We start from the raw sequence: 23,895 nt of genomic DNA on the forward strand, positions 1-23,895 counted from the left end.
AAATAGACCTGCGCCCGAAATTCCAGCCGGATCAGCCCATGTTTGCAACCTACAGACCGATCCTCTCGCTGCTGCGCGGCACGGCGTTCCTGCTCGCCGCATCCGGCCTGCATGGACTGCTCCTGCCGCTGCGCGGCCAGGTGGAAGGCTTTTCGACCGCTTCGCTCGGCCTGATGGGCACGGCCTGGGCCGGCGGCTTCGTCGCCGGCTGTTTTTTCGCGCCCCGCCTCGTGCGCCGTGCCGGCCATGTCAGGGCCTTCGGCGCCTTCGCCGCCTCCGGCGCGATTATCGCGCTGCTCACCGGCCTCATCATCGACGAATATTTCTGGATCCTTTTGCGCGCCTTCACCGGCTTCACCATGGCCGGCGCCTTCATGGTGATCGAGAGCTGGCTGAACGAGAAGGCCACCAACGAAAACCGCGGCACCGTCTTCGGCCTCTACATGATGGTCACCTATGCCTCGATCATGGGCGGTCAGATGATCGTCGCCGGCGGCGACGTGCGGTCGGCCTCGCTGTTCATGATCACCGGCATCCTGTTTTGCCTGTCGCTCATCCCGACGGCCGTCTCAACGCAGTCGCATCCGAAGCCCCTGCAGGACGTCAAGCTCGACATCAAAGGCCTCTATGCCAATTCGCCGGTGTCGGCGGTAGCCTGCCTCCTGATCGGCATCGCCAACGGCGCCTGGGGCACGCTCGGCGCCGTCTATGGCGCCCGCATCGGTATCTCCACCGCCGAGATCGCACTGATGATGAGCCTTGTGGTCATCGCCGGCGCCGCCATGCAGCTTCCGGCCGGGCGCCTGTCGGACACGACCGACCGCCGCTTCGTGCTGGCGGGCGCTGCCTTCGGCGCCGCGCTGGTCGCGGTGCTGATCTTCCTGTTCGCGCCGCGTTCGGGCGTCTTCGTCATCGTGATGACCGCCGCCTATGGCGCCTTCGCCTACACGCTCTATTCGATCGCCGTCGCGCATGCCAACGACCACGCCCGCGCAGAGGACTTCGTCAAGGTTTCCGGCGGACTGTTGCTGCTCTACGGCTTCGGCACGATGATCGGCCCGCTTTTGGCCGCGGCCTTGATGGGTTCGGTGCGCCCGGAAGGGCTTTTCCTGGCAACCGCGCTCGCCCATCTCGGCCTCGCCGGCTACACGCTGCTGCGTATCCGCGCACGCGCGCCGGTGCCCATCGAAAACCGCGATGCCTTCAAGACGCAGCCCGCGGACCGCGCGGTCACGCCCGAGGCGACGCGGCTCGATCCGCGAAGAAAGGTTGAAACCAATAGTTGAGATTCGCAAGACTTTGCCTCACAAATAGAGGCATGATGTTTTCTGACGCCTTCGTGGCGATAGCCGATCCCAATCGGCGCTATCTCTTGGAAGAACTCCGGCGCGGCCCGAAGACGGTGAACGAATTGGCGGCCGGGCTGCCCGTCTCACGCCCGGCGGTTTCCCAGCATCTGAAAGTTCTGCTCGATGCCGGCTTGGTCAACGCCAAGGCCGAAGGCACCAGGCGTGTCTATACTGTCAGTAGCGCCGGCTTCCTGAGACTTAACATCTGGCTCGACCAGTTCTGGGAAACAGCGCCGGGCGAATAGTCCGCCGGCTGGAGGCTCAACTCGCCGCCAGTGCCGTCCCGAGCGCGTCGAGCAACTCGCCGGTGCCGTGCTCGCGGGTGGCCGGTGAGTCGATGCCGTCGAAGAAGGCGCCCTGCTCCGTCAGGATCAGCCGCGTTCCCTTGCCTTCGGCGATGAGCTCGATCGTCGCGAGCGACACCGAAACCCGGGTCTCACCGAACAAGAGCTCGTAGCTGTAGACGATGCGCCGGTTGGGCACGATGTCCTGATAGACCGCGTTGTAGAAATGCATCTGCCCATCGCTGGGACAGCCGGCATTCACCTCCTTGCCGCCGACACGGAAGTCCATTTCATGCCGGCTGGGCATCGGGTTGTCGGGATCGAAGAACCAGCGTTTCTTCGCCGCCGGATCGCTCAGCGCGAAGTAGACCTTCTCGGGCGCTGCCGGATAGACGCGCTCGATGACGAAGGTGGAATGGACGACGGATCGTTCAGTCATGACGGCTTCCTTCAGCTTTCATCCTTGGCTTCAGCGAGAAAATCGCCGAGCCGGTCGAGCCGGCGCTCCCAGGCGAGCCGCCGCTCATTGATCCAGTGCTCGGCGGCCCGAAGCCCCTGCGGCTCGATTTGGCAGGTCCGCACCCGGCCAAGCTTTTCGGTCCTGACCAAGCCGCTTGCCTCGAGCACGTTGAGATGCTGGACGACGGCCGACAATGACATCGCCAGCGGTTCGGCCAGTTGGCTGACCGATGCCGGCCCGCGCGACAGGCGGTCTACCATCTGGCGCCGCGCCGGATCGGCAAGCGCCTGGAACATGAGGTCGAGCTGGGCCGGATCGTGCAGCATCGCCGGCTAGCCGTTATTATACGGAAAGAACTTGAAGTAAGGTCCCGCTTCCTCGATCACTCGGGCGAAGGACGGGCGCGCGAGCAGCCGGTCGTGATAGGCTTTGATCGCCGGAAACTTGTCCCCGAACGGCTCGACCTTGTTGGCATAGAACAGTGCCGGCGAGGCGGCGCAGTCGGCCATGGTGAAGCCTTCGCCCACGGCCCAGGTCCTGTCCTGCATCTCCTCTTCGACAATGGCGTAGGAATTGCGCAGTAGCGTACGAGCCTCCTCGACCCCGAACGGATCGGTCTGGTCCTTTGGCCGCAGGCGGTCGCCGACGATCTTCTGCATTGGATGCTGCACGTAGAAATCGTAGAAGCGGTCGGCCTGCCGGACTTGCAGGGCAAGATCGATATCGGCCGGAACGAGCGCCACCGGCCCGGGGTAATGCGCGGCGAGATATTCGACGACGATGGTCGATTCCAGCACCGTGCGATCCCGCGCGTCGTCACGCAGCGCCGGCATCTTGCCGGTCGGCGACACCTTCAGGAAAGCCGCGCGGGAAGCTTCGTCGCCGAGATCGACGATGACCGGCTCGAAAGGCGTGTCGTTCTCGTAGAACGCGATCAGCGGCTTCCAACAGAACGAGGCCAGCGGGTGGAAATGCAATGTCAGGGACATTCTCGCTCTCTTTCGATACTTAAGCACTCACTTCACTATTGCTGCGAACGGCTTGAGTCAAGGCAGCTTCCTATCGGTTAGCCGTGTTCGGCGATGGCTTCGATGGTCTGCGGCCAGTCATTGCGGTGCAGTTCGTGGCCACCGCCTTCGATCTTGACCAGCCTTGCGCCGGGAACAGCCTTGGCGAGCGCCTCACCGTGTTCGATCGGGAACAACGGATCGGCGCTGCCGTGGATGACGAGCAGCGGTGCGCGCAGATCCCGCGCCGTGCGCTGCGGGCCGCCGCCCTTGAGCAGGAAATGGTTGGTCGCGCTTGCGAGACCGCCGGACCGGTCGTAATCCTCCTCGATCATCTTGCGCGTCCGCTTCTCGTCGAACGGATGCAGCGTGCTCGCGATCGCGCGGGCGTCCTTGACCATGAAGTCGAGCACCTGCGACCGCTTCGACCAGTCGACATTGGCGCCTTCCGCCGAATGTTCCCTATAGGCCTCGGTCGTTCCCGGCAGGCCGGACGTATCGAAGCCGAGCGGCGAACAGGAGATCACGGTGAGCGCGCTGACGCGTTCGGGATATTTCAGCGCCATGCTCTGCGCGAGCATGCCGCCCATCGACATGCCGGCGACATGCGCCTTGCCGACGCCATGGTCGTCGAGCACGCGGAGGGCGTCGTCCACCATGTCCTCGAATGTGTAGGGCGGCGCGCCCGGCGGATATTTGGTCGACAGGCCGGTGTCGCGATTGTCGTAGCGGATGACGAAGCGGCCGCGCCCGGCAAGCTGCCGGCAGAAGGCTTCCGGCCACCACAGTATCGACGCCATGGCGCCCATGATCAGAAGGATCGGCGGATCTTTCGGACTGCCGAAGCTTTGCGAAACGATGGTGGGGCGCTGTGTTTCGGGGGTCATCCGCTCCTCCAATCCGATTGCATTTTGCAATCAGTTGCACGATAATAAAACCGATATCATAATGCAACTGGTTTTTCTGGAGAGTGCTATGAGCATCGACCGCCGGTCCGGCTGCCCGATCAATCTGTCGCTCGAGGTGTTCGGCGATCGCTGGAGCCTGATCATCCTGCGCGACATGATCTTCGGCGGCAGGCGCCATTTCCGCGAGTTGCTCAACGGCTCGCTGGAAGGCATCGCCTCCAACATCCTGGCCGACCGGTTGAAGCGGCTGATGGAGCTCGGCCTGCTGACCAAGGCCGACGATCCCAGCCACAAGCAGAAAGCGATCTACAGCCTGACCGAGATGGCGATCACGCTCGTCCCGATCATGGCGCAGCTCGGCGCCTGGGGGCGCGTCTGGCTGCCGGTCACGGAAGAATTGTCGATCCGCGCCGAGCTGCTCGAAAAGGGCGGTCCGCCGCTATGGGAGCAATTCATGGACGAGTTGCGCCATGAGCATCTCGGCGCGCCGTCGAAGACGCCGCCGGGTACGCCGACGGTGCGCCAGCAATTGCGCGCTGCCTACGACGAAGTGGTCGCGCGAAAGGCTGAGATGCCGTCAGTTTAAGTTGATGTCGCGACTGGCCGACCGCATCGACACCGAAAAGCCGGCCAGCACGTCGAACAGCGCGATGATCATCAGCGTGAAGAAGACGGAATGCGCAGCGCCCTTCACCAGCAGGAATTCGACCAGGAAGGCGATGAAGACCAGTGTCGAGAGCAGGTGGTCGAGGATCGAGGCATTGGTCGTGCGCACCGATTTCGAGATCTCGATGAACAGGAAGATCAGCCCGATCAGCACCATCAGGTCGCCGAGCGTCATCGAAAAGACGCCGCCCGACATCATGCGGAAGGAGAACATCTCGATCATCCACGGCTCGTCGCCGCCGCCGAACAATCCGAGCAGGCCGAGATTGTAGAGGACGAAGGGCACGATCAGCAGCGGGACGGCACCGAACATCTGGGTGACTCCAATGGGCACCCTTTTGTAAAATCCGCGGCAGGCGCGCCGTCAAGGCTTTTCGCCGGCAACCTCGAACACGCTCTAAGACCTAATGAAATAACGATGTCAGCCGGTTGCCCTGGCTTTTCTGCAGCTCGCGACGCCAACCGGGGCCATACGCAAAAAGACCGGCCCGAGGCCGGTCTTTCGAAAGTCGGAAACCCTTGGAAGCCTCTCAGCTTTCCTTCGGCTCCAGCACCTGGCGGCCGCGATACATGCCGGTCTTCAGGTCGATGTGGTGCGGGCGGCGCATTTCGCCGGAATTCTTGTCCTCGACATAGGTCGGGGCCTTGAGGGCGTCGGCCGAGCGGCGCATGCCGCGCTTCGACGGAGAGGTTTTTCTTTTTGGAACGGCCATGGATATGCTCCACTACATGGTCAAAATGCCCCGGCAACCCTCGCGAAAGGGCCGCATCGAGGCCATAATCTGAGAAAGTCGGGTGCCTATACACGCCTTGCGCCCTTTTGGCCAGCGCTGGCCGCGAATTTTTTTGGGCCGGCGCCGCTTCGTCCTAATCCAGGCAACCGACATACGCGCCTGAGCGACTGGCGCGCCGCTCGATCAGCGAGGCCAGCCGCCGCAATCCCGGCCCGGGCTTCGCCGGATTGCGCGCGATCGGATTGGGCAGGCTGACGGCGAGCAGCGCCGCCTGCCTTCGCGACAATTGCTTGGCCGAGACGCCGAAATGATGCCGGGCGGCGGCCTCGATGCCGTAGATGCCCGGCCCCCATTCGGCGATGTTGAGGTAGATCTCCATGATCCGCCGCTTCGACATCACCGCGTCGAAATAGACGGCTAAAGGCAGCTCGACCACCTTTCGCACGCTGCCCAATGGCCGCGACCACAGAAAAAGGTTCTTCACTGTCTGCATGGTGATGGTGGAGGCGCCACGCGTCGCCTCGCCGGCCAGCGCATCGTCGACCACGCCGCGCAATTCGCCGAGGTCGACGCCGCGATGGAAGCAGAACTGCCCGTCCTCCGACATGATCACCGAATGCGCCAGCACCGGCGCTACGTCGTCGATCGACACCCAGCGCCGGTCGTAGCCGGAAAAGGTCACGAGGTCCTTCAGCATCAGCGTCGAGACCGGATGCACGAAGGACGGCAGGTAAAGGAAGGTGAGCACGACCGGGATGGCCGCCAAAACGATGGCGACGATCAGGCAGCGCCGGCCGAGACGCCTCAGACCGGCGCGGTTCAGGCGCCGCGGCCGCGCCATGTCCAGCCCTTCGCTTCCATGTTCGACGATCGGTTCCGTCACGCCGTCCCACCCGTGCCTCGCCCCCATCGGCATAAAGGCGCGCGCCTGCTTGCGCAATGTCTGAGTGTCGGCTACCGGTCCCGGCCATGAGCAAAGACGACCAGATCGCCTTCGAAACCGCGCTTTTCATGCGCGCCGCCGCCGTCGAGACCGAGCTGCGCCGGATCCTCGACGCGCGTCCGCTCGCCGGCGAGATCGCGCGGCCGGAGCGCCTGATGGCGGCGATGCGCCACGGCGTGCTCAATGGCGGCAAGCGGCTGCGCCCTTTTCTGGTCCTGGAAAGCGCAGCTCTTTTCTCCGCCGATGGCGAGGCGGCGCTCCGTGTCGCCGCCGCGCTCGAATGCGTGCATTGCTACTCGCTGATCCATGATGACCTGCCTTCCATGGACGACGATGATCTGCGCCGCGGCCAGCCGACGGTGCACAAGGCCTTCGACGAGGCGACCGCGATCCTCGCCGGCGATGCGCTTTTGACTTTGGCCTTCGACATCATCGCCGACGAAGCGACCGCGCTGTCGGCCGAACGCCGCGCCACCCTCATTCTCGCACTTGCCCGCGCGGCCGGCGCCGGCGGCATGGTCGGCGGCCAGACGCTCGACCTCGAAGCCGCGCGCAAACGGCCGGACGAGGCCGGCATCATCACCCTGCAGGCGATGAAGACCGGCGCGCTGATCCGCTTCGCCTGCGAGGCCGGCGCGATCCTTGCCGGCGTGGCGCCCGCCGACCGCGAGAGGCTGGCGGAGTTCGGCTCGGCGATCGGCCTTGCCTTCCAGCTCGCCGACGACCTCCTCGACCTCACCGCCGATGCCAAGCAGATGGGCAAGGCGACCAACAAGGACGCCGCCGCCGGCAAGGCGACGCTTGCCGCGCTCAACGGCCCCGGCTGGGCGCGCGAGCAGCTCCACGGCCTGATCGAGCAGGCGCATGCCCTGCTCGATCCCTATGGCGAAGCGGCCGAACTGCTCAAGCAAGCGGCGACCTTCGTGGCGACGCGCAGCAGCTGAACTGCGGCACGGGCGGGCGGCCGATGCCGACCCGGCACTAATCCTCTGCCCTCGGCGAGAATGCGCGATGCCGGCTTCCGGAAAGCGTAGCCACGAAGGAGCTGCCGGCTCTGTGTAGAGGCCGACAAAGGCTCCGATTGTTCGCTCCATCCGAATACTGCTGTCGATAGCCGGGTGATTATCCGGGATCCGCAGCAGTCTATATCCGCTCCAGGACAACGAACGGAGATCGGTCCGGCCGATGACGCCTCGCCGGCCGCCTTCGTCCGGAGCTGTGATATCCAACCCGAAAGGAACCTGGAAATGCCCTTCGCTAACTTCAAGATGCCTGAGGCCGCCCTCACAAAGGCGCAGAAGGAGGACCTCGTCCACAAGACCACGCAGATGTTCGTCGACTATTTCGGCGAAGGCGTGCGTCCCTACACCATGGTGCTGATCGAGGAAGTTCCCGACGGAGGCTACGGCCGCGCCGACGAGGTCTTCATTCTTCCCGACGCCTACCGGGACAAGGATAATGCCTGACTTGAACCGGGCGAGTCGCTTGCCGAGCAGCACGCCCAACTTTCCGTGTCGGGGCCGATACTCGCTTTGCCTTGGATCAGCTCTGGTTCGGCAAGCTCCGGAGGAAATCGATCATCGCGGCGTTGACCTCGCCCGGCCGCTCCTGCTGGGTCCAATGCCCGCATCCCGGCAGCATGAGTGTATCGCGGATTTGCGGGACGAAATTCCTGAGATTGGCCAGCAGTTGATCCATGCCGGGGAAGGCGACCACCAGGTCGCGGTCGCCCGCAATGTAGAGTGCTGGAACCCTGATCCGCGCGCCTGCAAAGGGCGCCATCAATTCCCAGTTCCGGTCGATGTTGCGGTACCAGTTGAGACCCCCGGCAAAGCCGGTGCGCCGAAACTCGCCGGCGTAGAAATCGATGTCGCCTTCATTGAGCCAATGCGGCAGGCTCGCAGGCGCCGCGAGGGCTTGCAGAAGACCTCCGCCGTGCGGGACCATGGCCATTCCTGCGCCGCCGTCTGACGCATCTCCCGACACAGCGTAGAGCATGGTGCGCACCGTGGCCCGCGGGTCTCGTTCCAGCTCTGCCTCGGCAACGCCGGGCTGTTGGAAATAAAGCTGGTAGAATTGGGAATCCGCCGTTCGCGGCATGAGGCTTGTCGGGCGCGCCTTGGCGCGCGGCCGGAACGGCACGCTGAGGCCGATGACGGCGCGGAAGCGGTCCGGTCGCAGCAGCGCCGCATGCCAGGCCACGGCCGCGCCCCAGTCGTGGCCGACGATGACGGAGGTGGAGGCTCCGAGGTCGTCGAGAAGACCCACCATGTCGCCGACCAGATGAAAGAGCGTGTACTGGTCGATCGCTTCCGGCCGATCGCTCTTGCCGTAGCCCCGCATGTCGGGGGCGACGGCGCGAAAACCCGCTGCCGCAAGCGCGCTCAACTGATGGCGCCAGGAATACCAGGATTCGGGAAAGCCATGGCACAAAAGCACGAGAGGACCGTCTCCGAGCTCCGCGATGTTGAGGCGGATGCCGTTGGTCTCGACTATTCGCTGTGCAGGTTCGCTCACGGCCACCTCGCGTGCTGGTTTCCACCTCCGATACATGGCGGCTGGCCAGAGGCCGCAACGGCCGGCTGACCAATGGCGTGCCAAGTTTCGGAGGAGCGCATCTTGTTTGACTGTCTCAGGGACGGTCGCGGCAGTCAACGTCCGGCGTCGTCAGGGAGCGCCAGGGCGTCCATACGCTCGAATGGGTCTGGTGATGCGCATCCATTCGTGCAAGATCGCCGGCTGACAAATGCCGGAGGATGCCGGGAACCAATGCTTAAGCTGCAAGCCTGGCTGGCCGATTATTGGGTCATTGGTGCAGGGTTCATGGCAGCATCGCTTATGGCGGCCGCGCCGGTTGTATCGCTTCCTCTGCCGGTGTTCCTGATCTTCCTGCACAGCCCGGTCTACATGGCCCATCAGGTCGAAGAGCACACCGGCGACCGGTTCCGCAAATTCGCGAACGCGCATGTCTTCGGCGGCCGTGACGCTCTTACCGTCGCCTCGGTTCTCGTCATCAACCTGCCGTTTGTCTGGGGCATCAACCTCTTGGCTCTTTATGCGGCATTCCTATGGGGACCCGCTTGGGGCCTGGTTGCCCCCTATGTCGTGGTCGTGAACGCGCTCGCGCATCTCGTCACATCGGCGCGGCTCGGCAAATACAATCCCGGCCTCGTCACCAGCGTCGTTTTGTTTTTGCCGCTGGGCGTCGCAACGATCTGGATCATCGGCTGGACGGAAGGTCTTGCCCCGCAATTGGTCGGTGCAGCGCTCGCGATCCTGCTTCACCTGGCGATCATTGCGGTGGTGGCCGCCCAATACCGCTCTCTTGTCGCCGCCTCGTAGCATCTCCGGCGACGTCCAGCGCAGCAGCCCGGCCGATCAGCCTTGATCCCCGGCAAAACGTCCCTTTGTCCTCAATGGCACCACATTCGCGCTGGCCGGCTGTATTGGCTCCGCGCCCGGTGCGGCGGCCGCCATATCGACCCGCGGCAAATAGATCGTCACGATCGTGCCCTTGCCAACTTCGCTGTCGATCGTGACCGCGCCGCCGGACTGCTGCGCGAAACCGTAGACCTGTGCGAGGCCGAGGCCTGTGCCCTTCTCGGGCCCTTTGGTCGTGAAGAACGGTTCGAAAACCTGCGGAAGCAGGTCTGGCGCAATTCCGATGCCTGTGTCGGTCACCCGTAATGCGACGAATTCGCCTTGCAGGCCGGCTGCGTTGTCGCCGCCGGATAGCAGCATGTTCTCCGCCGTGATCGTTACCAGGCCACCGTCAGGCATGGCGTCCCGCGCATTGAAGGCAATGTTGACGAGACCAAGCTCCAGTTCGCCAGGGTCGACCTTCACTGGCCAGGTTTCGGGTCCGACAGCGGCAACCAGCTTCACCGACTTGCGCATGGAGCCCGCTATCATTCCACGAACGGCTTCCACCCGCTCTGCCAGTGATACGACCTCGGCGCGGGCAGCATGCTTGCGCGAGAAGGCCAGCAGCTGACGCGTCAATCCGGCGCCGCGCTGGAGCGCAAGCTCCACGGATTCGGTCGCCTGCTTCATTTCGGGATCGACGCCGGCGTTCTTCACCTTGCGGACGTAGCTGTCGACCACCGTGAGCAGGTTGTTGAAATCATGCACGATGCTGCCGGTCAATTGACCGAGCGCATCCATTTTCTGGGCATGAGCGCGTTGCGCTTGCGCCTGCCGGAGTGCGACTTCCGCATCGCGCCGACCAGTGATGTCGCGCGTGATCTTGGCGAAACCGATCAGCTCTCCTCGCTCGTCGCGGATCGGATCGATCACGACATTCGCCCAGAACAGCGTCCCGTCCTTGCGGACGCGATGGCCCTCGGTTTCGAAGCGTCCGTCGCGCGTTGCCGTATAGAGCGCGCGGCCAGGTAAACCGGCGGCGCGATCATGCTCCGTGTAAAAACGGGAGAAGTGCTGACCGATGATTTCTTCGGCCGTATAACCCTTGATGCGCTCCGCACCGGCGTTCCAGCTGGTCACCAGCCCGTTGGGATCCAGCATGAAAAGCGCGTAATCGGTCACGCCGCTCACCAGGAGGCGGAACTGGCGCTCGCTTTGACGCAAAGCTTCGTGCGCCGCACGGCGTTCGGTGATGTCGCGCGTAACCTTGGCGAATCCTTCGAGCTGGCCTGCGTCGTTATGAATCGGGGTAACGACAACCGACGCCCAGAAATGGCTGCCATCCTTGCGTACGCGCCAGCCCTCGCCTTCATACCGCCCGTTCTGCATGGCTGCTTCGAGGACGCGGAGCGGCGTGCCTTTTGCGCGTTCTTCACGGGTATAGAATTTGGAGAAATGCTGCCCCACGATTTCCTCGGCGGTGTAGCCTTTCAGCCGCTCGGCGCCAACGTTCCAATTGGTGATCGTGCCGCTTGGATCAAGCATGTAGATGGCATAGTCGGTCACGCCGTCGACTAGGATGCGGAAGCGCCGCTCGCTCTGCAGCAGCGACTGATGCGCGGCCACCCGCTCGGTGATGTCTCGCGTGATCTTCGCGTAGCCCAGGAGAACGGCGTTCCGGTCCACGACCCGTTGAACAACGCTACTCGACCAGAATCTGGTCCCGTCCTTGCGCACCCGCCAGCCCTCGGCCTCGTACCTTCCCTCCTCCTTTGCCGCGGCAAGCATCTTGTCAGGAACGGCGTTCGCCTGATCTTCGGCCGTGAAGAACCGGGAAAAATGCTGCCCGAGGATCTCCGGGGCCGCATAGCCCTTTATTTTCTCGGCGCCGGCATTCCAGCTGGTGATGAAGCCCTCCGCATCAAGCGTATAGATCGCATAATCGGCAACAGCGTCGATGAAGAATTCGAGGCGATGGCTGTCGGAAAGATGTTGCGCGTCGGTTGTGATCAATGGCATTGTCCAACCCGCGTTCTACGCTCGCATTAAGCAGGGTCGTCCAGCAGCATAGGCGCGCCTATCCGGCATAGCAACAAGCTTGGACCAATGGCGACATATTCATCTGCATTCGCATCCAATCTGAGAAACTCGGGCTATTTGTACAGCTTTGCTCCGGAAAACGAGCCTGGAGACGAAGACGAGAATCCCGTCCCCCATGAACTCGGATCTGCCGAGCATGACGAACTCCCGTATAGGGTCGAGTTGTGGAACGCCGCCAAGAGCGGGGTCGAACAAGTTCTTGCTGTCACGGCCAATGCCAGCATCGGCTACGCCGCTTACTACGCAGCGACGCGTGAGCATCCGGACCGCTACGTCACTTTGCGACACAAGAACAATTTCGTTTCGAGATGGAACGGTCCGACGAATTAGGCAGAGGCCTGTCTATGACACGGAGCGCCAACTCTTCCCGTTCGGCAGAAGCGCTGCCCTATCGTGTCGAACTCTGGCACGCCGAAAGCCATGAGATCATCGAACGGGTTCTTGCACGCGCCGTTACAGCCCAGCTTGCCCGCGCCATTTTTCAAGCTGCGAGAGACGAGCATCCTCAACGGCGGATCACACTGCGCAAAGGAAACCGGATCCTCTCCGATACGCTGGATTGACGATCCGCCGTTCGGCTGCAAAGCACTGCCCGGATTAGCAATGCGCCTGACCTAGCCTGTCGCGAAAGCGATCGTCGCCTTTGTTTCGAGAAGCTGCAAGGGTCCGCCACCCTGCCACACCAACGAAATCTTAATGTAAATCAAGCGTAATCCCGGCCATTAAAATTGTGCGTATGTGTTGGGGTTGCGCATGCCGGAATATTCTTCCTTTCTCCGGTCGATCCGGATCCGCTACATTTCGGGACTGCTTGTCTTCGCGCTGGCCTCGGCCGCCATCATGTTCGCGCTCAACCGTGTGAATTCGTACCGTCACGAGGTCGATGCCCTCAGCGGCAATTTCGTCATCTTCGCCCGCGACCTGCGCAACGCCACCAATTTCGCCGAGACGACCGGCACCGCCTGGCGCAGCGAGACGCGCGATGCGTTGACCGCCGCCGCGCGCGGCCATTCCGAACGCCTGATGACCGAGATCGGCATCCTGAACGCCCAGCTTGCCGCGATCAGGCCGCGCCTGTCGAAGGGCACCCTGAACGCGCTCGATACGTCTTCGGTCAACGGCGACCTGTTCTGGTCGGCGCGCGACATGGTGCGCAACTTCAACCTGATGGCGGTCGCCCAGAAAGTTGACGAGTGGAGCTACCGCGAAATCCGCAACCAGAACGACCTTTTCGCCCAGCCTATGCTGGTGAAGGTACGCACCGCGCTGGACGAGGAGCGTCGCCTCGCCGATGCCTCCAGCGACCGGCTGCTCCTGTGGGCGAGCGGACTTTTGTTCGCCGTGCTCGCCATCGCGGCGGTTCTGATTTTCCGGCCGATGGAGAACGCTATCCGCCGCGCCTTCGCCGAGACCGCCGCGTCCTTGTTCAAGGCCGAGGCCGCCGACCGCGCCAAGTCGGAATTCCTCGCCAATATGAGCCATGAGATCCGCACGCCGATGAACGGCGTGCTCGGCATGGCCGAGCTGCTTGCCAAGACGGATCTGACGCCGCGCCAGAAGACCTTTACCGACGTCATCGTCAAATCCGGCAACGCGCTACTCACCATCATCAACGACATCCTCGATTTCTCGAAGATCAATGCCGGCCAGCTGACGCTCGATCTCGCTCCCTTCCGCCTCGCCGAAGCGGTCGAGGACGTGGCGACGCTGGTATCGGCGCGCGTCGCCGAAAAGAACCTCGAGCTCATCGTGCGCGTCGACCCGCGCCTGCCGGCCTTCGTCGTCGGCGATGCCGGGCGCTTCCGCCAGATCGTCACCAACCTGCTCGGCAATGCCGTGAAATTCACCGAAAAGGGTCATGTCCTGGTCGATGTCGGCGGCGATGTCGTCGATGGCGTGGTCCAGCTCAAGGTCCGCGTCGAGGACACCGGCATCGGCATCCCGGCCGAAAAACTGCAAAGCGTGTTCGAGAAATTCGCCCAGGTCGACGGCTCCTCGACCCGCCGCCACGAAGGCACCGGGCTTGGCCTCGCCATATCCGCCCGTCTCGTCGACCTGATGGGCGGCAAGATCGGCGTCGAAAGCGAGATCGGCCGCGGCTCCGTGTTCTGGTTCGCCGTGCCGCTGCCGGCGCACAGCCAGCAGTCGCGCGACGAACTGGTGCCGGTCGACGTCACCGGCGCCCGGGTGCTGGTCATCGACGACAACCCGGTCAACCGCGAGATCCTGCTGGAGCAGCTCAGAAGCTGGAGCTTCGACTGCGCGGCGGCCGAAAGCGGTGCCGTCGGCCTCGCCTTCCTCGACCGCGCCTGCCAGCTCGGCGCCTCAGTCGACTGCATCATCCTCGACTATCAGATGCCCGGGATGAACGGCGCGGATGTCGCGAAAGCCATCGCCGCCGACAGCCGGCTTTCCTCAATCCCCGTCGTGCTGCTCACCTCGGTCGACCAGGTCGATTTCGGCAGGATGGTCATCGATTTCGGCATCGCCGCGCATCTCACCAAGCCGGCGCGTTCGGCGGTCCTGCTGGGCACCGTGATCTCCGCCATCCAGAAGGCGCGCACCCAGGGCGCCAAAGCGCATTTCGTGCGCGAGCCGGCCGCGGCGCAGGCGCCGCCGGCCTTCACCGTCATCCGCGGCCCGGCGGTGCCCGTGCCGGCGGCGCCGGAATCGACCGCCGCGCCGAGCGGTCCGATCGACATCCTGATCGCCGAGGACAATGAGGTGAACCAGCTGGTCTTCGGCCAGATCCTCAACGGCTTCGGCCTCAGCTACCGCATCGCCGGCAATGGCCGAACGGCGGTCGAGATGTATCGCTCGCTGCGCCCCCGCCTGGTGCTGATGGACGTCTCCATGCCGGAGATGAACGGCTATGAGGCGACCCGCGCCATCCGCGCCATCGAAGAACGGAGCGGCGATCACACGCCGATCATCGGCGTCACCGCGCATGCGCTGAAGGGCGACCGCGAAAAATGCATCGAAGCCGGCATGGACGACTATCTGCCCAAGCCGGTCTCGCCCGACCGCCTCGGCGCCAAGATCGGCACCTGGCTCAGCGAGACGGTGGCGGCGAAGACGGTAATTGCCTCCATCGCATAAGACTTACTGGCAACGATCAAACGCAGAGTTCCTTCGCGCCCCGTTGCACTGCCAGTGCCTCCAATATCCTTGCGACGCGAGTTATCGGTTGCGCATCACCACGCATGCGCCGCCGACACTTTGCAGCCTGTTGCAGATGCCGTTGGCCTCGGCCCGCGAGTCGGCGCCGATCCTGACCGCATAGATGCCACGCCGGCCGATCGGCGTGCGCACCCGGCTCACCACCGGGTCATGGCTGGCGAGCAGCGCCGGGAACCGGCTTTTGACCCTTAGCCATTGGCCGATCGCCGCCGAGCGGCGGAAATTGCCGGCCACCTGCACGCCCCACGGCTTGACGTTGATCGAGGCCATGGCGACGGTCCGCGACATGATCACCGGCAGCCGGCGGCAGGCGACCGCGAAGCTCATTTTGGGGTCGAGCGGCTGGACGGTGCCGGCATAGGATTTATCGGAAAACTTGTCGACGGGCTCGCCCATGATGTCGAAGACATAGCTTTCCGTCTCCATCGGCAGGAAGCCGCCGGAGGCGAGCCAGCGCGATACGCGGTTCTCGCCGGCATTATAGGCCGCCGCCGCGAGGCCGAGATTGCCGTAGCCTGCCTTCATCTCGGCGAGATATTTCGCCGAGGCGGGGATCGCCTGCTCGATATCGAAGGAATTGGCCAGGCCTCGCATCTTGGCGGTGCCGGGCATGAATTGTGCGATGCCTTCGGCGCCGACCGGGCTCACCGCGTTCGGATCGAAGCGGCTTTCCTTCCAGATCAGCCTGGCGAAGAAATCCTTGGGCAGGCCATTCTGTTGGGCCTGGGTTTCGATCAGATCGCAGACGCGGTTGATCAGCCGTTTGGCAGCCGATTTCGACTGCGGCGGGTCGGCGGATGCGGCCGCCACCCAGCCCAAGCTGCAAAGCAAGGCCAGGATCACCGTGAGGAAGCGCTGCATCGGCCTACTCGGCCGCTGCTTTGCCGTGTCCGTAGCGCTGCTCGATATAGTCGGCGACCATCTTCTCGAAATCCTGCGCGATCGAGGGGCCGCGCAGCGTCGCCGCCTTCTTGCCGTCGATGAAGACCGGCGCCGTCGGCGTCTCGCCGGTGCCGGGCAGCGATATGCCGATATCGGCATGCTTGGATTCGCCGGGGCCGTTGACGATGCAGCCCATCACCGCGACTTTGAGGTTCTCGACGCCGGGATATTTCTCGCGCCACACCGGCATGTTCTTGCGGATGTCGGCCTGGATGCTCTGGGCAAGCTCCTGGAAGACGGTGGACGTGGTGCGGCCGCAGCCGGGGCAGGCCGCGACGATCGGCACGAACTGCCGGAAGCCCATGGTCTGCAGCAGTTCCTGCGATACCTGCACCTCGCGCGTGCGGTCGCCATTCGGCTCCGGCGTCAGCGAGATGCGGATCGTGTCGCCGATGCCCTGCTGCAGCAGGATGCCCATCGCCGCCGAAGAGGCGACGATGCCCTTGGTGCCCATGCCGGCTTCGGTGAGACCGAGATGCAGCGCGTGGTCGGAGCGGGTGGCGAGCTCGGTGTAGACGGCGATCAGGTCCTGCACGCCGCTGACCTTGGCCGACAGGATGATCTTGTCGCGGCCAAGCCCGATCTCTTCCGCCATCTCGGCAGACAGGATCGCCGACTGCACGATCGCCTCGCGCGTGACCTCCTGCGCGGTGAGCGGCGAGCCCTTCGCCTGGTTGTCGTCCATCAGCCGGGTCAAAAGCTCCTGGTCGAGCGAGCCCCAATTGACGCCGATGCGGACCGGTTTGTCGTGTTTGATCGCCATTTCGACGATCGCCGCGAACTGGCGGTCCTTCTTTTCCTTGAAGCCGACATTGCCGGGATTGATGCGGTATTTGGCCAGCACCTCGGCGCAGGCCGGATGGTCGGCGAGGAGCTTGTGGCCGATATAGTGGAAGTCGCCGACCAGCGGCACGTCGATGCCGAGCCGCACCAGCCGCTCATGGATGCGCGGAACCGCGGCCGCGCTCTCGTCGCGGTCGACGGTGATGCGCACGATTTCCGAGCCGGCGCGGTGCAGCGCCGCGACCTGGGCGACGGTCTGGTCGACATCGGCCGTGTCGGTGTTGGTCATCGACTGCACGACGACCGGGGCGCCGCCGCCGACGATCACGCCGCCGACCGACACGCCGACCGACATTCGCCGCGGGAAGGGAGAGGAAAAATATCCGGTCATGCCGGCCGCCTTCATCTGAAAGTTCCGGGCATGAGGTGGCGGAGCAAAGATGGCTTGTCAATGGCAAGCGCCGGGCAAGGCCAGCAAATCCGCTGCTCCCGATCGGCCGCCATGCGGCTCGAAGGAGCATCGGGTCACGAGATACGCGCCCAAAACGGTGAGGAGATTCAGTACAAATCACCAAGCCGGTGGCAGTTCTTGCCACCGGCAGGCTGCACCGCGGCGGGAGCGGTTATGGTGCTTAGAGGAGTTTCAGTGTGCGGTCGGTTTCGCCTTCAGCTTTTCAATCTCGTCCTTGATTGCCAACTTGCGCCGCTTGAGAGTGGCGATCTCGAGGTCGTCTACCGAAGGATGGTTCATCGCGTCGATAAGTTCGCGCTCGATATCGCCGTGCTTTCGCTGCAGCTCATCAAGATGGGATGCAAGAGACATGATTGGTTCTCCCTTTCATGGTTTCCTCGATTGCAGCCGTCACAGGCACGTCCACCGCAGGTTGCGACTGTGACGGCACCATGACAGTTTGCCACCAACCGATCTCGATGTCGAATGCCACGTGGTAGCATTCCACGACAAAGTGAAATGTGATAAGGGCTGCGCGCCGGCTACAAACAGACACACCGGCCCCGCCCAGACAGCCCGCTTGGGCGATGCATACGCAGACGGTAGATAATGTCCGAACAGGAACAGGCTGAAATACGCCTCGAATATTCCCGGCTCAAACAGGAACACGCCGATTTCGACGCCGCCATCAACGCGATGATCGCCACAGGCTGTGACCCGCTTCAGATCCAGCGCATGAAGAAAAAGAAGCTGATACTGAAAGACCGGCTGTCGGCGCTGGAAGACCGCATCATTCCCGACATCATCGCCTGAGCGGGCAGCTTCCCCGCGCTCCGCCTAGAGCAATTCCAGGAATAGTGCGAGCGGTTTTCCGTTCGGAATTGCGTAAAACAAGGAGAGAGCGGTTAGCCGTTTCCGTGAAACGGTGAAACGCTCTAAGAGATAGAAAGCCGGGCGGCGCGTTCACGCAGCAGCGCGACCAATTCGCCGGTCCGCGCCTCCGATGTGTCGATCGGCACCACCAGGCACATCGTCGCCTCGACCTTGCCAGGCGCCGAGAACACGGGCGCCGCCAGGCATTTGGTATAGGCGTCGACCAGGCCTGACGTGACGCAATAGCCGGTGACGCGCGCCCGCGCGATGTCATCGATGAAGTCATCGAGCTCGACCTTGCGGCCGTCCGGCAGCACGAGATCGTCTTCCGTGACCATTGCTTCGATCCGGCTGCGATCAAGACCGGCCAGCAGCAACCGGCCGGACGCCGTCCATGGCAGCGGAATCTGCAGGCCGGTGGCCGAGCTGATGCGAAACGGCCTGGTGCCCGGGCTTGAGTGGATGATGGTGTACCGGCCGCTCTGCAGCATGCAGAGCTCGGACGTCTCGCCGGTCTCGCGCGACAGCGCGTCGACCTCCTGACGGCCGCGCCTGAGCAGATCGTTGCCCCGCATATAGGCCATCCCATAGAGATAGAGTTTCTTGCCGAAATAGACGCGATTGCCGTCTCCGGCCATTTCCAAGAGCCCGGCTTCGACGAGCTCGCGCACCAGCGTGTAGGTGGTCGAGCGCGGCGCGTTCAGCCCCTTTGCCAGTTCGCCGATACTGATCGCGCGCTGGTTGGCATGCAGGAACTCCAGCATGTTCAGGACCCTGTTGAGGCCCTTCTCGCGCGAGCCTGCCGGCCGCTCTTCGCCAGCGCCTTCGCTCGGCCACCCGGTCAGCGTCTCACTCTCTTGCATTGTCGGTTCCTCGTGCTAGTATCTGTCTTGTACAGGATACACACGTCTCTTGTAAGAGACAATCGCTGATTGCGATGCGTATTTCTGCTGCATTGGGGAACACACCATCAAAGGAGGTCGCCGTGAACGACACATCCGGCAGACGTGATTTTCTGAAACTGGGAATGGCGGGGCTGGCCACCGCCGGCGCGCTCACCGCCGTCAGCGCCGAGAAAGCCGCCGCGCAAGCCGCGTCCGACAGCGTGCTGCGCACTGCGCTCGATCGCGGCAAGCTGATCGTCGGCACCGGCAGCACCAACGCGCCGTGGCATTTCGAGAACGACGCCGGGGAATTGGTCGGCATGGACATCACCATGGGCCGCATCCTCGCCAAGGGCCTTTTCGACGACCCGACCAAGGTCGAATTCGTCACCCAGGACCCGGCGCAGCGGATCCCGAACGTGACGACCAACAAGGTCGACATCACCATCCAGTTCATGACCATGACCGCGCAGCGCTCGCAGCTGATCCATTTTTCGCGGCCCTACTATGTCGAAGGTGTCGCGTTGCTGACGCTGCCCGGCTCCGAAAACAAGACCTTCGACAAGCTCCTGGCGAATGGCGCCAACACGCGCATCTCGATCCTGCAGAATGTCGACGCCGAAAGCTCGGTGCATTTCGCCCTGCCGCAGGCGCAGGTGATGCAGATCGACACCCAGGCCAACGTCCTGCAGGCGCTGGAATCGAAGCGCGTCGACGCCGCCGCTGTCGATCTGTCGACGGTACGCTGGCTCGCCTCGCGCAATCCGGACAAATATTTCGACGCCGGCAAGAGCTGGTATTCGATGCTTTACGGCGCCGCCGTCAGGCAAGGCGACCTCGACTGGCTGACCTATGTCAACCAGACCTTCACCATCGCCATGTTCGGCCACGAGACGGCGCTCTATGACGCCGCTTTCAAGGAATATTTCGGCCAGGAACCGCCGCCGCGCCATCCGGGCTTCCCGGTCATCTAACCGGGCGGAACGACCAAGCCGGCGGAAGGGCGTTTACCGCGCTTCCGCCTGTTTCTCCTCGACTCGGCCGTGGGGTGACGAAACCTGTGTTCGTCGCCGCGAGCCATTGAGACGGATGCATGGGCTACACGCTCAATTTCAACCTGATCTGGCGGCATTTCGACAAGCTGTGGGGCGGGCTCTTGCTCAGCCTCGAGCTTGCCGTCATCTCGATCGCCATCGGCATCGTCATCGGCCTGGTGCTGGCCATCTGGTATGTCTCGGCCGGGCGCGTTGTGCGCGCCATCATCGCGGCTTACGTCGAATTCATCCGAAACGTACCGCTGATCCTGCTGGTCTACCTCGTTTTCTACGGCGTGCCCACGGTCATAGACTTGGCCTACAGTGCGCCCACCTCTTTTGTCCTGACGCTATCGGTCTATAGCGGCGCCTATCTGGTTGAGGTGTTCCGCTCGGGCCTGGAAGCCGTGCCGCGCGGCCAGCTCGACGCCGGCAAGGCGATCGGCCTTACTCCATGGCAGCGCCTGATCCATGTACGCCTGCCGACGATGCTGCGCATCACCCTGCCGGCACTGTCCAACACCTTCATCTCGCTGTTCAAGGACACCTCGATCGCCTCGGTGATTTCGGTACCCGAGCTCACTTACGGGGCCCAGTGGATCAACTTCAACACCTTCCGCATCGTCGAGGTCTATCTGGTGACGACAGCGATGTATCTGGTGACCGGCTATACCTTGCTGTTTGCGCTCAGGTTGGTCGAGCGCCGGTTCAGGACGGCGCGCTGAGATGCTGAGCCAGATCCTTTATGCCCTGCCGTTCCTTGCCGAAGGCTTCGCCGTGACCCTATGGGTCTCGCTGCTGGTCGTGGTCCTGTCTTTGATCGCCGGGGTCCTGCTGGGCGTCGGCCTGGTCTACGGGCCGGCGCCGCTGCGCTGGGTGGTGCGCATCTTCTCGGACACCATCCGCGGCATCCCGATCCTGGTGCTGATGTTCTTCGTCTATTACGGCCTGCCCGCGGTCGGCGTGCATCTTCAGTCCTTCTGGGCAGCGGTGCTGGCGCTGACCTTGTTCAAGACGGCACAAGTCGTCGAATATGTCCGCGGTGCCGTCGCGTCGATTCCAAAAGGCCAGTCGGAAGCGGCGATGGCGATCGGCCTCACCTTCCGCCAGCGCCTCACCTCGGTGATCTTCCCGCAGGCCTTCCGCCGCTTCCTGCCGCCCTGGATCAATGGCGTTACCGATGCCGTGAAGGGCAGTGCGCTGGTTTCGCTGCTCGGCATTACCGATTTGATGCAGGCGATCAATCAAGTGATCGGACGCACCTATGAGGCAATGCCGCTCTATATCCTCGGCGCCCTGATCTATTTCGCCGTCAATTATGCGCTCTCCTATGCCAGCCGCAGGCTGGAGCGGCGCTTCGCCTTCATCCGGGACTAACGCCATGGCCACCAGCTCCAACAACAGCCCAGCGCTTCTGGACATCGCCGAGGTCTCGAAATCCTTCGGATCTGTCGCCGTGCTGCGTTCGGTCAGCTTGCAAGTGGACAAGGGCGAGGTGGTCACCATCATCGGCCCTTCCGGCAGCGGCAAGACCACGCTGCTGCGCTGCGTCAACTTCTTGGAAAGCTATGACAGCGGCTCCATCCGCATCGACGGCAAGGAGGTCGGCTTCCGCCCCGGTCCTGCTCGCAACTCCGGCACGCGCCAGCGGCGCAGCGAACGCGATTTGGCAGCCATGCGCGCGGAGACGGGCATGGTGTTCCAGAGCTTCAACCTGTTTCCGCATCTTACGGCGGCCGGCAACATCATGCTCGGGCTGACCAAAGTGCGTGGCAAGAGCAGTTCGGAAGCGCGCTCGATCGCCGAGCATTGGCTGGGTCGCGTCGGCCTCGCCCACAAGGCCGACAGCCTGCCTGCCGAATTGTCCGGCGGCCAGCAGCAGCGCGTCGGCATTGCCCGCGCCGTCGCCATGGAACCGAAGATCCTGCTGCTCGACGAGATCACTTCGGCGCTCGATCCGGAGCTCGTCGGCGAGGTGCTGGCCGTGGTGAAGAGCCTCGCCGAGGACGGCATGACCATGGTGATGGTAACGCACGAGATGGCCTTCGCCCGCGATGCCTCCAGCCGCATCGTCTTCATGGCCGATGGCGGCGTCTCGGCGGTTGGGCCGCCGAAGGAGATCCTTGCCGCGGAGATAACCAACGAGCGCCTCCGCACATTTCTGGCGCGTTTCCGCGCCTCGCATTTCTGAAAGCGGATGGCTGGCCATCCAAGGAGTACCCTTTCCATGTCGCCTTACATACGGCTCGCCGAACTCGGCCTGACGCTGCCCGAGCCGCCCACGCCTATCGCCAATTTCGTCACCCATGCCGAGAGCGGCCGACTGATCTTTCTTTCGGGCCAGGGGCCGTTGCGCGCCGACGGCACGCTTTGCACCGGCAAGGTGGGCGATGACGTCACCGTCGAGCAGGCTTATGAGCATGCCCGCCTCACCGGCCTCAACCTGCTTGCGGTCATGCATGCGGCGGCGGGCGATCTCGGCCGCATCGTGCGCGTGGTGAAGCTCCTCGGCTTCGTCAACGCGACGCCGACCTTCAGCGATCACCCCAAAGTGGTCAATGGCTGCTCCGATCTTTTTGCCGACGTCTTCGACAAGATCGGCGGCCATGCCCGCTCGGCGATCGGCGTCGGCTCGCTGCCGCGAAACATCACCGTCGAAATCGAAGCGGTCGTCGAGATCGCCGCCTGACTTAACGGAGTCCACTCACATGAAAACCTATTCCGACGCAGGCTCCAACACCACCATCCGCGAGCGGCTGGGCTTGAGGCCTATCATCAATGTCTCGGGCACGATGACGGCGCTGGGCGCCTCGATCATCGTTCCCGAAGCGATCAGCGCCATGGCCGAGATGGCCTCGCAATGGGTTGAGATGGACGATCTGCAGCGAGCCGCGAACGCGGTGGTCGCGCGCCTCACCGGCGGCGAGGCCGGCTTCATCACCGCCTGCTGCGCCTCAGGCATCACCATGGCGATCGCCGGCGCGATGACCGGTACCAACCTTCTGGCGATCGAGCGGCTGCCCGACGACACGGAAGGGCTGAAGTCGGAAGTCGTCATCCAACTTGGCCACATCGTCAACTATGGAGCGCCGATCGACCAGTCGATTCGCGTCGCCGGTGCCAAGGTCATTCCGGCGGGCACCGTCAGCGTCACCCAGGATTATCATGTGCGCGAGGCGATCAATGAGCGCACGGCGGCCGCCCTCTATGTCGTCGCCCACCACACCGTGCAATACGGCATGCTCTCGCTTGAGGAGTTCTGCGAAATTTGTCACGCCAAAAATATTCCGGTGATCGTCGACGCGGCCTCGGAGTATGACCTGCGCGGGTTCCTCGCGCGCGGCGCCGACATTGTCGTCTATAGCGGCCACAAATTTCTGAGCGGCCCGACCAGCGGCATCGTCACCGGCCGCAAGGACCTGGTCCGCGCCGCCTATCTGCAGAACCGCGGCGTGGCGCGCGCCATGAAGGTCGGCAAGGAAAGCATCGCCGGCACAATGGCGGCGCTCGACGCCTGGGAGAAACGCGACCATGCCGGCATCCGCCGCCGCGAGGAGGCAGCGCTCAATCTGTGGAAGGACGCGCTCGAAGGCATTCCGGGCATCGGTGCTGAGATCATCCCCGACCCGACGAACAATCCTCTCGACCGCCTGCAGGTCTTCGTACGCCCGGAAAGCCGCTTCACGGCCGCCGGGCTTGCTTCCGCCCTCGCCGCCGGTGCGCCGCCTGTCATCGTGCGCAATCACGAGGTCGAGCGCGGCCACTTCTTCCTCGACCCCTGCAACCTCCATCCGGGCGAGGCCGAGATCGTCGCCGAGCGGTTGCGCGCCGTGCTCACTGCGAAGGACCGGCCGGCCGACGCGATGAAAGCGGCCCGCAAGGATTCCTCAGGCGCGCTGCGCTGGCCGGACTAGCACGGACGCATCGACAATCC

The 23,895-nt window shown here is 63.6% G+C and carries 29 protein-coding genes; 16 read left to right on the top strand and 13 right to left on the bottom strand.

What is annotated here, in order from left to right; all coding sequences use genetic code 11:
- Positions 1-38 precede the first annotated feature (38 nt).
- Together ACVMIM_RS01175 and ACVMIM_RS01180 are read left to right on the top strand one after the other, a co-directional pair.
- Positions 39-1,286 (top strand): MFS transporter, encoded by a 1,248-nt coding sequence (locus ACVMIM_RS01175; RefSeq protein WP_476109879.1) that lies wholly within the window; start codon positions 39-41, stop codon positions 1,284-1,286.
- Between the two features lie 32 nt (positions 1,287-1,318).
- Entirely contained in the window at positions 1,319-1,594 is a 276-nt protein-coding gene (locus ACVMIM_RS01180; protein WP_040998815.1) for an ArsR/SmtB family transcription factor, read from the top strand.
- A gap of 16 nt (positions 1,595-1,610) precedes the next feature.
- Here the strand turns inward: ACVMIM_RS01180 and ACVMIM_RS01185 are convergent, their stop codons facing one another.
- The 4 genes from ACVMIM_RS01185 to ACVMIM_RS01200 all read right to left on the bottom strand — a co-directional run bounded on the left by ACVMIM_RS01185 (position 1,611) and on the right by ACVMIM_RS01200 (position 3,987).
- Positions 1,611-2,072 (bottom strand): SRPBCC family protein, encoded by a 462-nt coding sequence (locus ACVMIM_RS01185; RefSeq protein ID WP_476109881.1) that lies wholly within the window; start codon positions 2,070-2,072, stop codon positions 1,611-1,613.
- An 11-nt stretch (positions 2,073-2,083) separates the two neighbouring features.
- Complete coding sequence (locus ACVMIM_RS01190) at positions 2,084-2,419, bottom strand: ArsR/SmtB family transcription factor (protein ID WP_476109883.1); 336 nt, start codon at positions 2,417-2,419, stop codon at positions 2,084-2,086.
- Between the two features lie 6 nt (positions 2,420-2,425).
- Entirely contained in the window at positions 2,426-3,082 is a 657-nt protein-coding gene (locus ACVMIM_RS01195) for a glutathione S-transferase family protein (RefSeq protein ID WP_476109884.1), read from the bottom strand.
- Between the two features lie 77 nt (positions 3,083-3,159).
- Positions 3,160-3,987, bottom strand: a complete 828-nt coding sequence (locus ACVMIM_RS01200) for an alpha/beta fold hydrolase (protein ID WP_476109886.1) — start codon at positions 3,985-3,987, stop codon at positions 3,160-3,162.
- Between the two features lie 88 nt (positions 3,988-4,075).
- On the opposite strand from ACVMIM_RS01200, the gene ACVMIM_RS01205 reads away from it, so the two are divergent.
- A complete protein-coding gene (locus ACVMIM_RS01205) occupies positions 4,076-4,594 on the top strand; it encodes a winged helix-turn-helix transcriptional regulator (RefSeq protein ID WP_476109887.1) in 519 nt (172 codons plus the stop codon).
- Here ACVMIM_RS01205 and ACVMIM_RS01210 read toward each other — a convergent pair.
- The 3 genes from ACVMIM_RS01210 to ACVMIM_RS01220 all read right to left on the bottom strand — a co-directional run bounded on the left by ACVMIM_RS01210 (position 4,586) and on the right by ACVMIM_RS01220 (position 6,249).
- A complete protein-coding gene (locus ACVMIM_RS01210; RefSeq protein ID WP_278052358.1) occupies positions 4,586-4,987 on the bottom strand; it encodes a hypothetical protein in 402 nt (133 codons plus the stop codon). The two genes, ACVMIM_RS01205 and ACVMIM_RS01210, sit on opposite strands and share 9 nt — an antisense overlap.
- A 217-nt stretch (positions 4,988-5,204) precedes the next feature.
- Positions 5,205-5,387 carry a 50S ribosomal protein L32 gene (gene rpmF / locus ACVMIM_RS01215; protein ID WP_006203806.1) on the bottom strand — a complete coding sequence of 61 codons (183 nt, stop codon included), beginning with the start codon at positions 5,385-5,387 and terminating at the stop codon, positions 5,205-5,207.
- Positions 5,388-5,541: 154 nt separating this feature from the next.
- Positions 5,542-6,249: a biosynthetic peptidoglycan transglycosylase gene (locus ACVMIM_RS01220; protein WP_476117057.1), complete on the bottom strand. Its 708-nt coding sequence runs from the start codon at positions 6,247-6,249 to the stop codon at positions 5,542-5,544.
- 128 nt (positions 6,250-6,377) lie between these two features.
- Between ACVMIM_RS01220 and ACVMIM_RS01225 the strand changes: the two genes are divergently transcribed.
- Positions 6,378-7,295: a polyprenyl synthetase family protein gene (locus ACVMIM_RS01225; protein WP_476109891.1), complete on the top strand. Its 918-nt coding sequence runs from the start codon at positions 6,378-6,380 to the stop codon at positions 7,293-7,295.
- A 303-nt stretch (positions 7,296-7,598) separates the two neighbouring features.
- On the top strand, positions 7,599-7,817 hold the full coding sequence (locus tag ACVMIM_RS01230; protein ID WP_476109892.1) for a tautomerase family protein: 219 nt from the start codon (positions 7,599-7,601) through the stop codon (positions 7,815-7,817).
- A 76-nt stretch (positions 7,818-7,893) separates the two neighbouring features.
- On the opposite strand, the gene ACVMIM_RS01235 is transcribed toward ACVMIM_RS01230, so the two are convergent.
- A complete protein-coding gene (locus ACVMIM_RS01235) occupies positions 7,894-8,868 on the bottom strand; it encodes an alpha/beta fold hydrolase (protein WP_476109894.1) in 975 nt (324 codons plus the stop codon).
- Positions 8,869-9,120: 252 nt separating this feature from the next.
- On the opposite strand from ACVMIM_RS01235, the gene ACVMIM_RS01240 reads away from it, so the two are divergent.
- Positions 9,121-9,693 (top strand): HXXEE domain-containing protein, encoded by a 573-nt coding sequence (locus ACVMIM_RS01240; RefSeq protein WP_476109895.1) that lies wholly within the window; start codon positions 9,121-9,123, stop codon positions 9,691-9,693.
- A 36-nt stretch (positions 9,694-9,729) separates the two neighbouring features.
- Here ACVMIM_RS01240 and ACVMIM_RS01245 read toward each other — a convergent pair whose 3' ends face one another.
- Positions 9,730-11,727, bottom strand: coding sequence for a PAS domain S-box protein (locus tag ACVMIM_RS01245; RefSeq protein WP_476109897.1), 1,998 nt, complete (start codon positions 11,725-11,727; stop codon positions 9,730-9,732).
- 93 nt (positions 11,728-11,820) lie between these two features.
- Here ACVMIM_RS01245 and ACVMIM_RS01250 point away from each other — a divergent pair, with 93 nt between their 5' ends.
- The 3 genes from ACVMIM_RS01250 to ACVMIM_RS01260 all read left to right on the top strand — a co-directional run bounded on the left by ACVMIM_RS01250 (position 11,821) and on the right by ACVMIM_RS01260 (position 14,913).
- Entirely contained in the window at positions 11,821-12,144 is a 324-nt protein-coding gene (locus tag ACVMIM_RS01250) for a hypothetical protein (RefSeq protein WP_476109899.1), read from the top strand.
- A 14-nt stretch (positions 12,145-12,158) separates the two neighbouring features.
- Positions 12,159-12,377, top strand: coding sequence for a hypothetical protein (locus ACVMIM_RS01255; protein ID WP_278052336.1), 219 nt, complete (start codon positions 12,159-12,161; stop codon positions 12,375-12,377).
- A gap of 190 nt (positions 12,378-12,567) precedes the next feature.
- The gene (locus ACVMIM_RS01260; protein WP_476109901.1) at positions 12,568-14,913 is read left to right on the top strand and encodes a response regulator; all 2,346 of its coding nucleotides are present in this window, start codon (positions 12,568-12,570) and stop codon (positions 14,911-14,913) included.
- Positions 14,914-14,994: 81 nt separating this feature from the next.
- Here ACVMIM_RS01260 and ACVMIM_RS01265 read toward each other — a convergent pair whose 3' ends face one another.
- The 3 genes from ACVMIM_RS01265 to ACVMIM_RS01275 form a co-directional block, all read right to left on the bottom strand.
- Entirely contained in the window at positions 14,995-15,855 is an 861-nt protein-coding gene (locus ACVMIM_RS01265; RefSeq protein WP_476109902.1) for a transglycosylase SLT domain-containing protein, read from the bottom strand.
- Between the two features lie 4 nt (positions 15,856-15,859).
- Positions 15,860-17,110 (bottom strand): flavodoxin-dependent (E)-4-hydroxy-3-methylbut-2-enyl-diphosphate synthase, encoded by a 1,251-nt coding sequence (gene ispG / locus ACVMIM_RS01270; RefSeq protein WP_476109904.1) that lies wholly within the window; start codon positions 17,108-17,110, stop codon positions 15,860-15,862.
- Between the two features lie 252 nt (positions 17,111-17,362).
- Positions 17,363-17,542, bottom strand: coding sequence for a YdcH family protein (locus tag ACVMIM_RS01275; protein WP_040998838.1), 180 nt, complete (start codon positions 17,540-17,542; stop codon positions 17,363-17,365).
- Positions 17,543-17,779: 237 nt separating this feature from the next.
- On the opposite strand from ACVMIM_RS01275, the gene ACVMIM_RS01280 reads away from it, so the two are divergent.
- Positions 17,780-17,983: a YdcH family protein gene (locus ACVMIM_RS01280; RefSeq protein ID WP_126080812.1), complete on the top strand. Its 204-nt coding sequence runs from the start codon at positions 17,780-17,782 to the stop codon at positions 17,981-17,983.
- Between the two features lie 122 nt (positions 17,984-18,105).
- On the opposite strand, the gene ACVMIM_RS01285 is transcribed toward ACVMIM_RS01280, so the two are convergent.
- Positions 18,106-18,906, bottom strand: a complete 801-nt coding sequence (locus tag ACVMIM_RS01285) for an IclR family transcriptional regulator (protein ID WP_476109907.1) — start codon at positions 18,904-18,906, stop codon at positions 18,106-18,108.
- 122 nt (positions 18,907-19,028) lie between these two features.
- On the opposite strand from ACVMIM_RS01285, the gene ACVMIM_RS01290 reads away from it, so the two are divergent.
- From ACVMIM_RS01290 to ACVMIM_RS01315, 6 genes are all read left to right on the top strand, one after another.
- Positions 19,029-19,901: a transporter substrate-binding domain-containing protein gene (locus tag ACVMIM_RS01290; RefSeq protein WP_040998842.1), complete on the top strand. Its 873-nt coding sequence runs from the start codon at positions 19,029-19,031 to the stop codon at positions 19,899-19,901.
- Positions 19,902-20,020: 119 nt separating this feature from the next.
- A complete protein-coding gene (locus ACVMIM_RS01295) occupies positions 20,021-20,686 on the top strand; it encodes an amino acid ABC transporter permease (protein ID WP_476109909.1) in 666 nt (221 codons plus the stop codon).
- A gap of 1 nt (position 20,687) precedes the next feature.
- On the top strand, positions 20,688-21,338 hold the full coding sequence (locus ACVMIM_RS01300; protein WP_278052322.1) for an amino acid ABC transporter permease: 651 nt from the start codon (positions 20,688-20,690) through the stop codon (positions 21,336-21,338).
- Positions 21,339-21,342: 4 nt separating this feature from the next.
- On the top strand, positions 21,343-22,152 hold the full coding sequence (locus tag ACVMIM_RS01305) for an amino acid ABC transporter ATP-binding protein (protein ID WP_476109911.1): 810 nt from the start codon (positions 21,343-21,345) through the stop codon (positions 22,150-22,152).
- A gap of 36 nt (positions 22,153-22,188) precedes the next feature.
- Positions 22,189-22,650: a RidA family protein gene (locus tag ACVMIM_RS01310; protein ID WP_476109913.1), complete on the top strand. Its 462-nt coding sequence runs from the start codon at positions 22,189-22,191 to the stop codon at positions 22,648-22,650.
- A 19-nt stretch (positions 22,651-22,669) separates the two neighbouring features.
- Positions 22,670-23,875, top strand: coding sequence for an aminotransferase class V-fold PLP-dependent enzyme (locus tag ACVMIM_RS01315; RefSeq protein ID WP_476109915.1), 1,206 nt, complete (start codon positions 22,670-22,672; stop codon positions 23,873-23,875).
- Positions 23,876-23,895: the final 20 nt, after the last annotated feature.

The sequence above is a fragment of the Mesorhizobium sp. USDA 4413 genome (assembly GCF_056280365.1).

Coding starts and splice junctions, on each gene's coding strand:
- ACVMIM_RS01300 (WP_278052322.1), top strand. CDS start 20,688: ATGCTGAGCCAGATCCTTTATGCCCTGCCGTTCCTTGCCGAAGGCTTC.
- ACVMIM_RS01255 (WP_278052336.1), top strand. CDS start 12,159: ATGACACGGAGCGCCAACTCTTCCCGTTCGGCAGAAGCGCTGCCCTAT.
- ACVMIM_RS01230 (WP_476109892.1), top strand. CDS start 7,599: ATGCCCTTCGCTAACTTCAAGATGCCTGAGGCCGCCCTCACAAAGGCG.
- ACVMIM_RS01200 (WP_476109886.1), bottom strand. CDS start 3,987: ATGACCCCCGAAACACAGCGCCCCACCATCGTTTCGCAAAGCTTCGGC.
- ACVMIM_RS01175 (WP_476109879.1), top strand. CDS start 39: ATGTTTGCAACCTACAGACCGATCCTCTCGCTGCTGCGCGGCACGGCG.
- ACVMIM_RS01250 (WP_476109899.1), top strand. CDS start 11,821: ATGGCGACATATTCATCTGCATTCGCATCCAATCTGAGAAACTCGGGC.
- ACVMIM_RS01285 (WP_476109907.1), bottom strand. CDS start 18,906: ATGCAAGAGAGTGAGACGCTGACCGGGTGGCCGAGCGAAGGCGCTGGC.
- ACVMIM_RS01280 (WP_126080812.1), top strand. CDS start 17,780: ATGTCCGAACAGGAACAGGCTGAAATACGCCTCGAATATTCCCGGCTC.
- rpmF (WP_006203806.1), bottom strand. CDS start 5,387: ATGGCCGTTCCAAAAAGAAAAACCTCTCCGTCGAAGCGCGGCATGCGC.
- ACVMIM_RS01295 (WP_476109909.1), top strand. CDS start 20,021: ATGGGCTACACGCTCAATTTCAACCTGATCTGGCGGCATTTCGACAAG.
- ACVMIM_RS01205 (WP_476109887.1), top strand. CDS start 4,076: ATGAGCATCGACCGCCGGTCCGGCTGCCCGATCAATCTGTCGCTCGAG.
- ACVMIM_RS01190 (WP_476109883.1), bottom strand. CDS start 2,419: ATGCTGCACGATCCGGCCCAGCTCGACCTCATGTTCCAGGCGCTTGCC.
- ACVMIM_RS01225 (WP_476109891.1), top strand. CDS start 6,378: ATGAGCAAAGACGACCAGATCGCCTTCGAAACCGCGCTTTTCATGCGC.
- ACVMIM_RS01180 (WP_040998815.1), top strand. CDS start 1,319: ATGATGTTTTCTGACGCCTTCGTGGCGATAGCCGATCCCAATCGGCGC.
- ACVMIM_RS01305 (WP_476109911.1), top strand. CDS start 21,343: ATGGCCACCAGCTCCAACAACAGCCCAGCGCTTCTGGACATCGCCGAG.
- ACVMIM_RS01220 (WP_476117057.1), bottom strand. CDS start 6,249: ATGGCGCGGCCGCGGCGCCTGAACCGCGCCGGTCTGAGGCGTCTCGGC.
- ACVMIM_RS01260 (WP_476109901.1), top strand. CDS start 12,568: ATGCCGGAATATTCTTCCTTTCTCCGGTCGATCCGGATCCGCTACATT.
- ispG (WP_476109904.1), bottom strand. CDS start 17,110: ATGACCGGATATTTTTCCTCTCCCTTCCCGCGGCGAATGTCGGTCGGC.
- ACVMIM_RS01310 (WP_476109913.1), top strand. CDS start 22,189: ATGTCGCCTTACATACGGCTCGCCGAACTCGGCCTGACGCTGCCCGAG.
- ACVMIM_RS01240 (WP_476109895.1), top strand. CDS start 9,121: ATGCTTAAGCTGCAAGCCTGGCTGGCCGATTATTGGGTCATTGGTGCA.
- ACVMIM_RS01315 (WP_476109915.1), top strand. CDS start 22,670: ATGAAAACCTATTCCGACGCAGGCTCCAACACCACCATCCGCGAGCGG.
- ACVMIM_RS01275 (WP_040998838.1), bottom strand. CDS start 17,542: ATGTCTCTTGCATCCCATCTTGATGAGCTGCAGCGAAAGCACGGCGAT.
- ACVMIM_RS01210 (WP_278052358.1), bottom strand. CDS start 4,987: ATGTTCGGTGCCGTCCCGCTGCTGATCGTGCCCTTCGTCCTCTACAAT.
- ACVMIM_RS01185 (WP_476109881.1), bottom strand. CDS start 2,072: ATGACTGAACGATCCGTCGTCCATTCCACCTTCGTCATCGAGCGCGTC.
- ACVMIM_RS01195 (WP_476109884.1), bottom strand. CDS start 3,082: ATGTCCCTGACATTGCATTTCCACCCGCTGGCCTCGTTCTGTTGGAAG.
- ACVMIM_RS01265 (WP_476109902.1), bottom strand. CDS start 15,855: ATGCAGCGCTTCCTCACGGTGATCCTGGCCTTGCTTTGCAGCTTGGGC.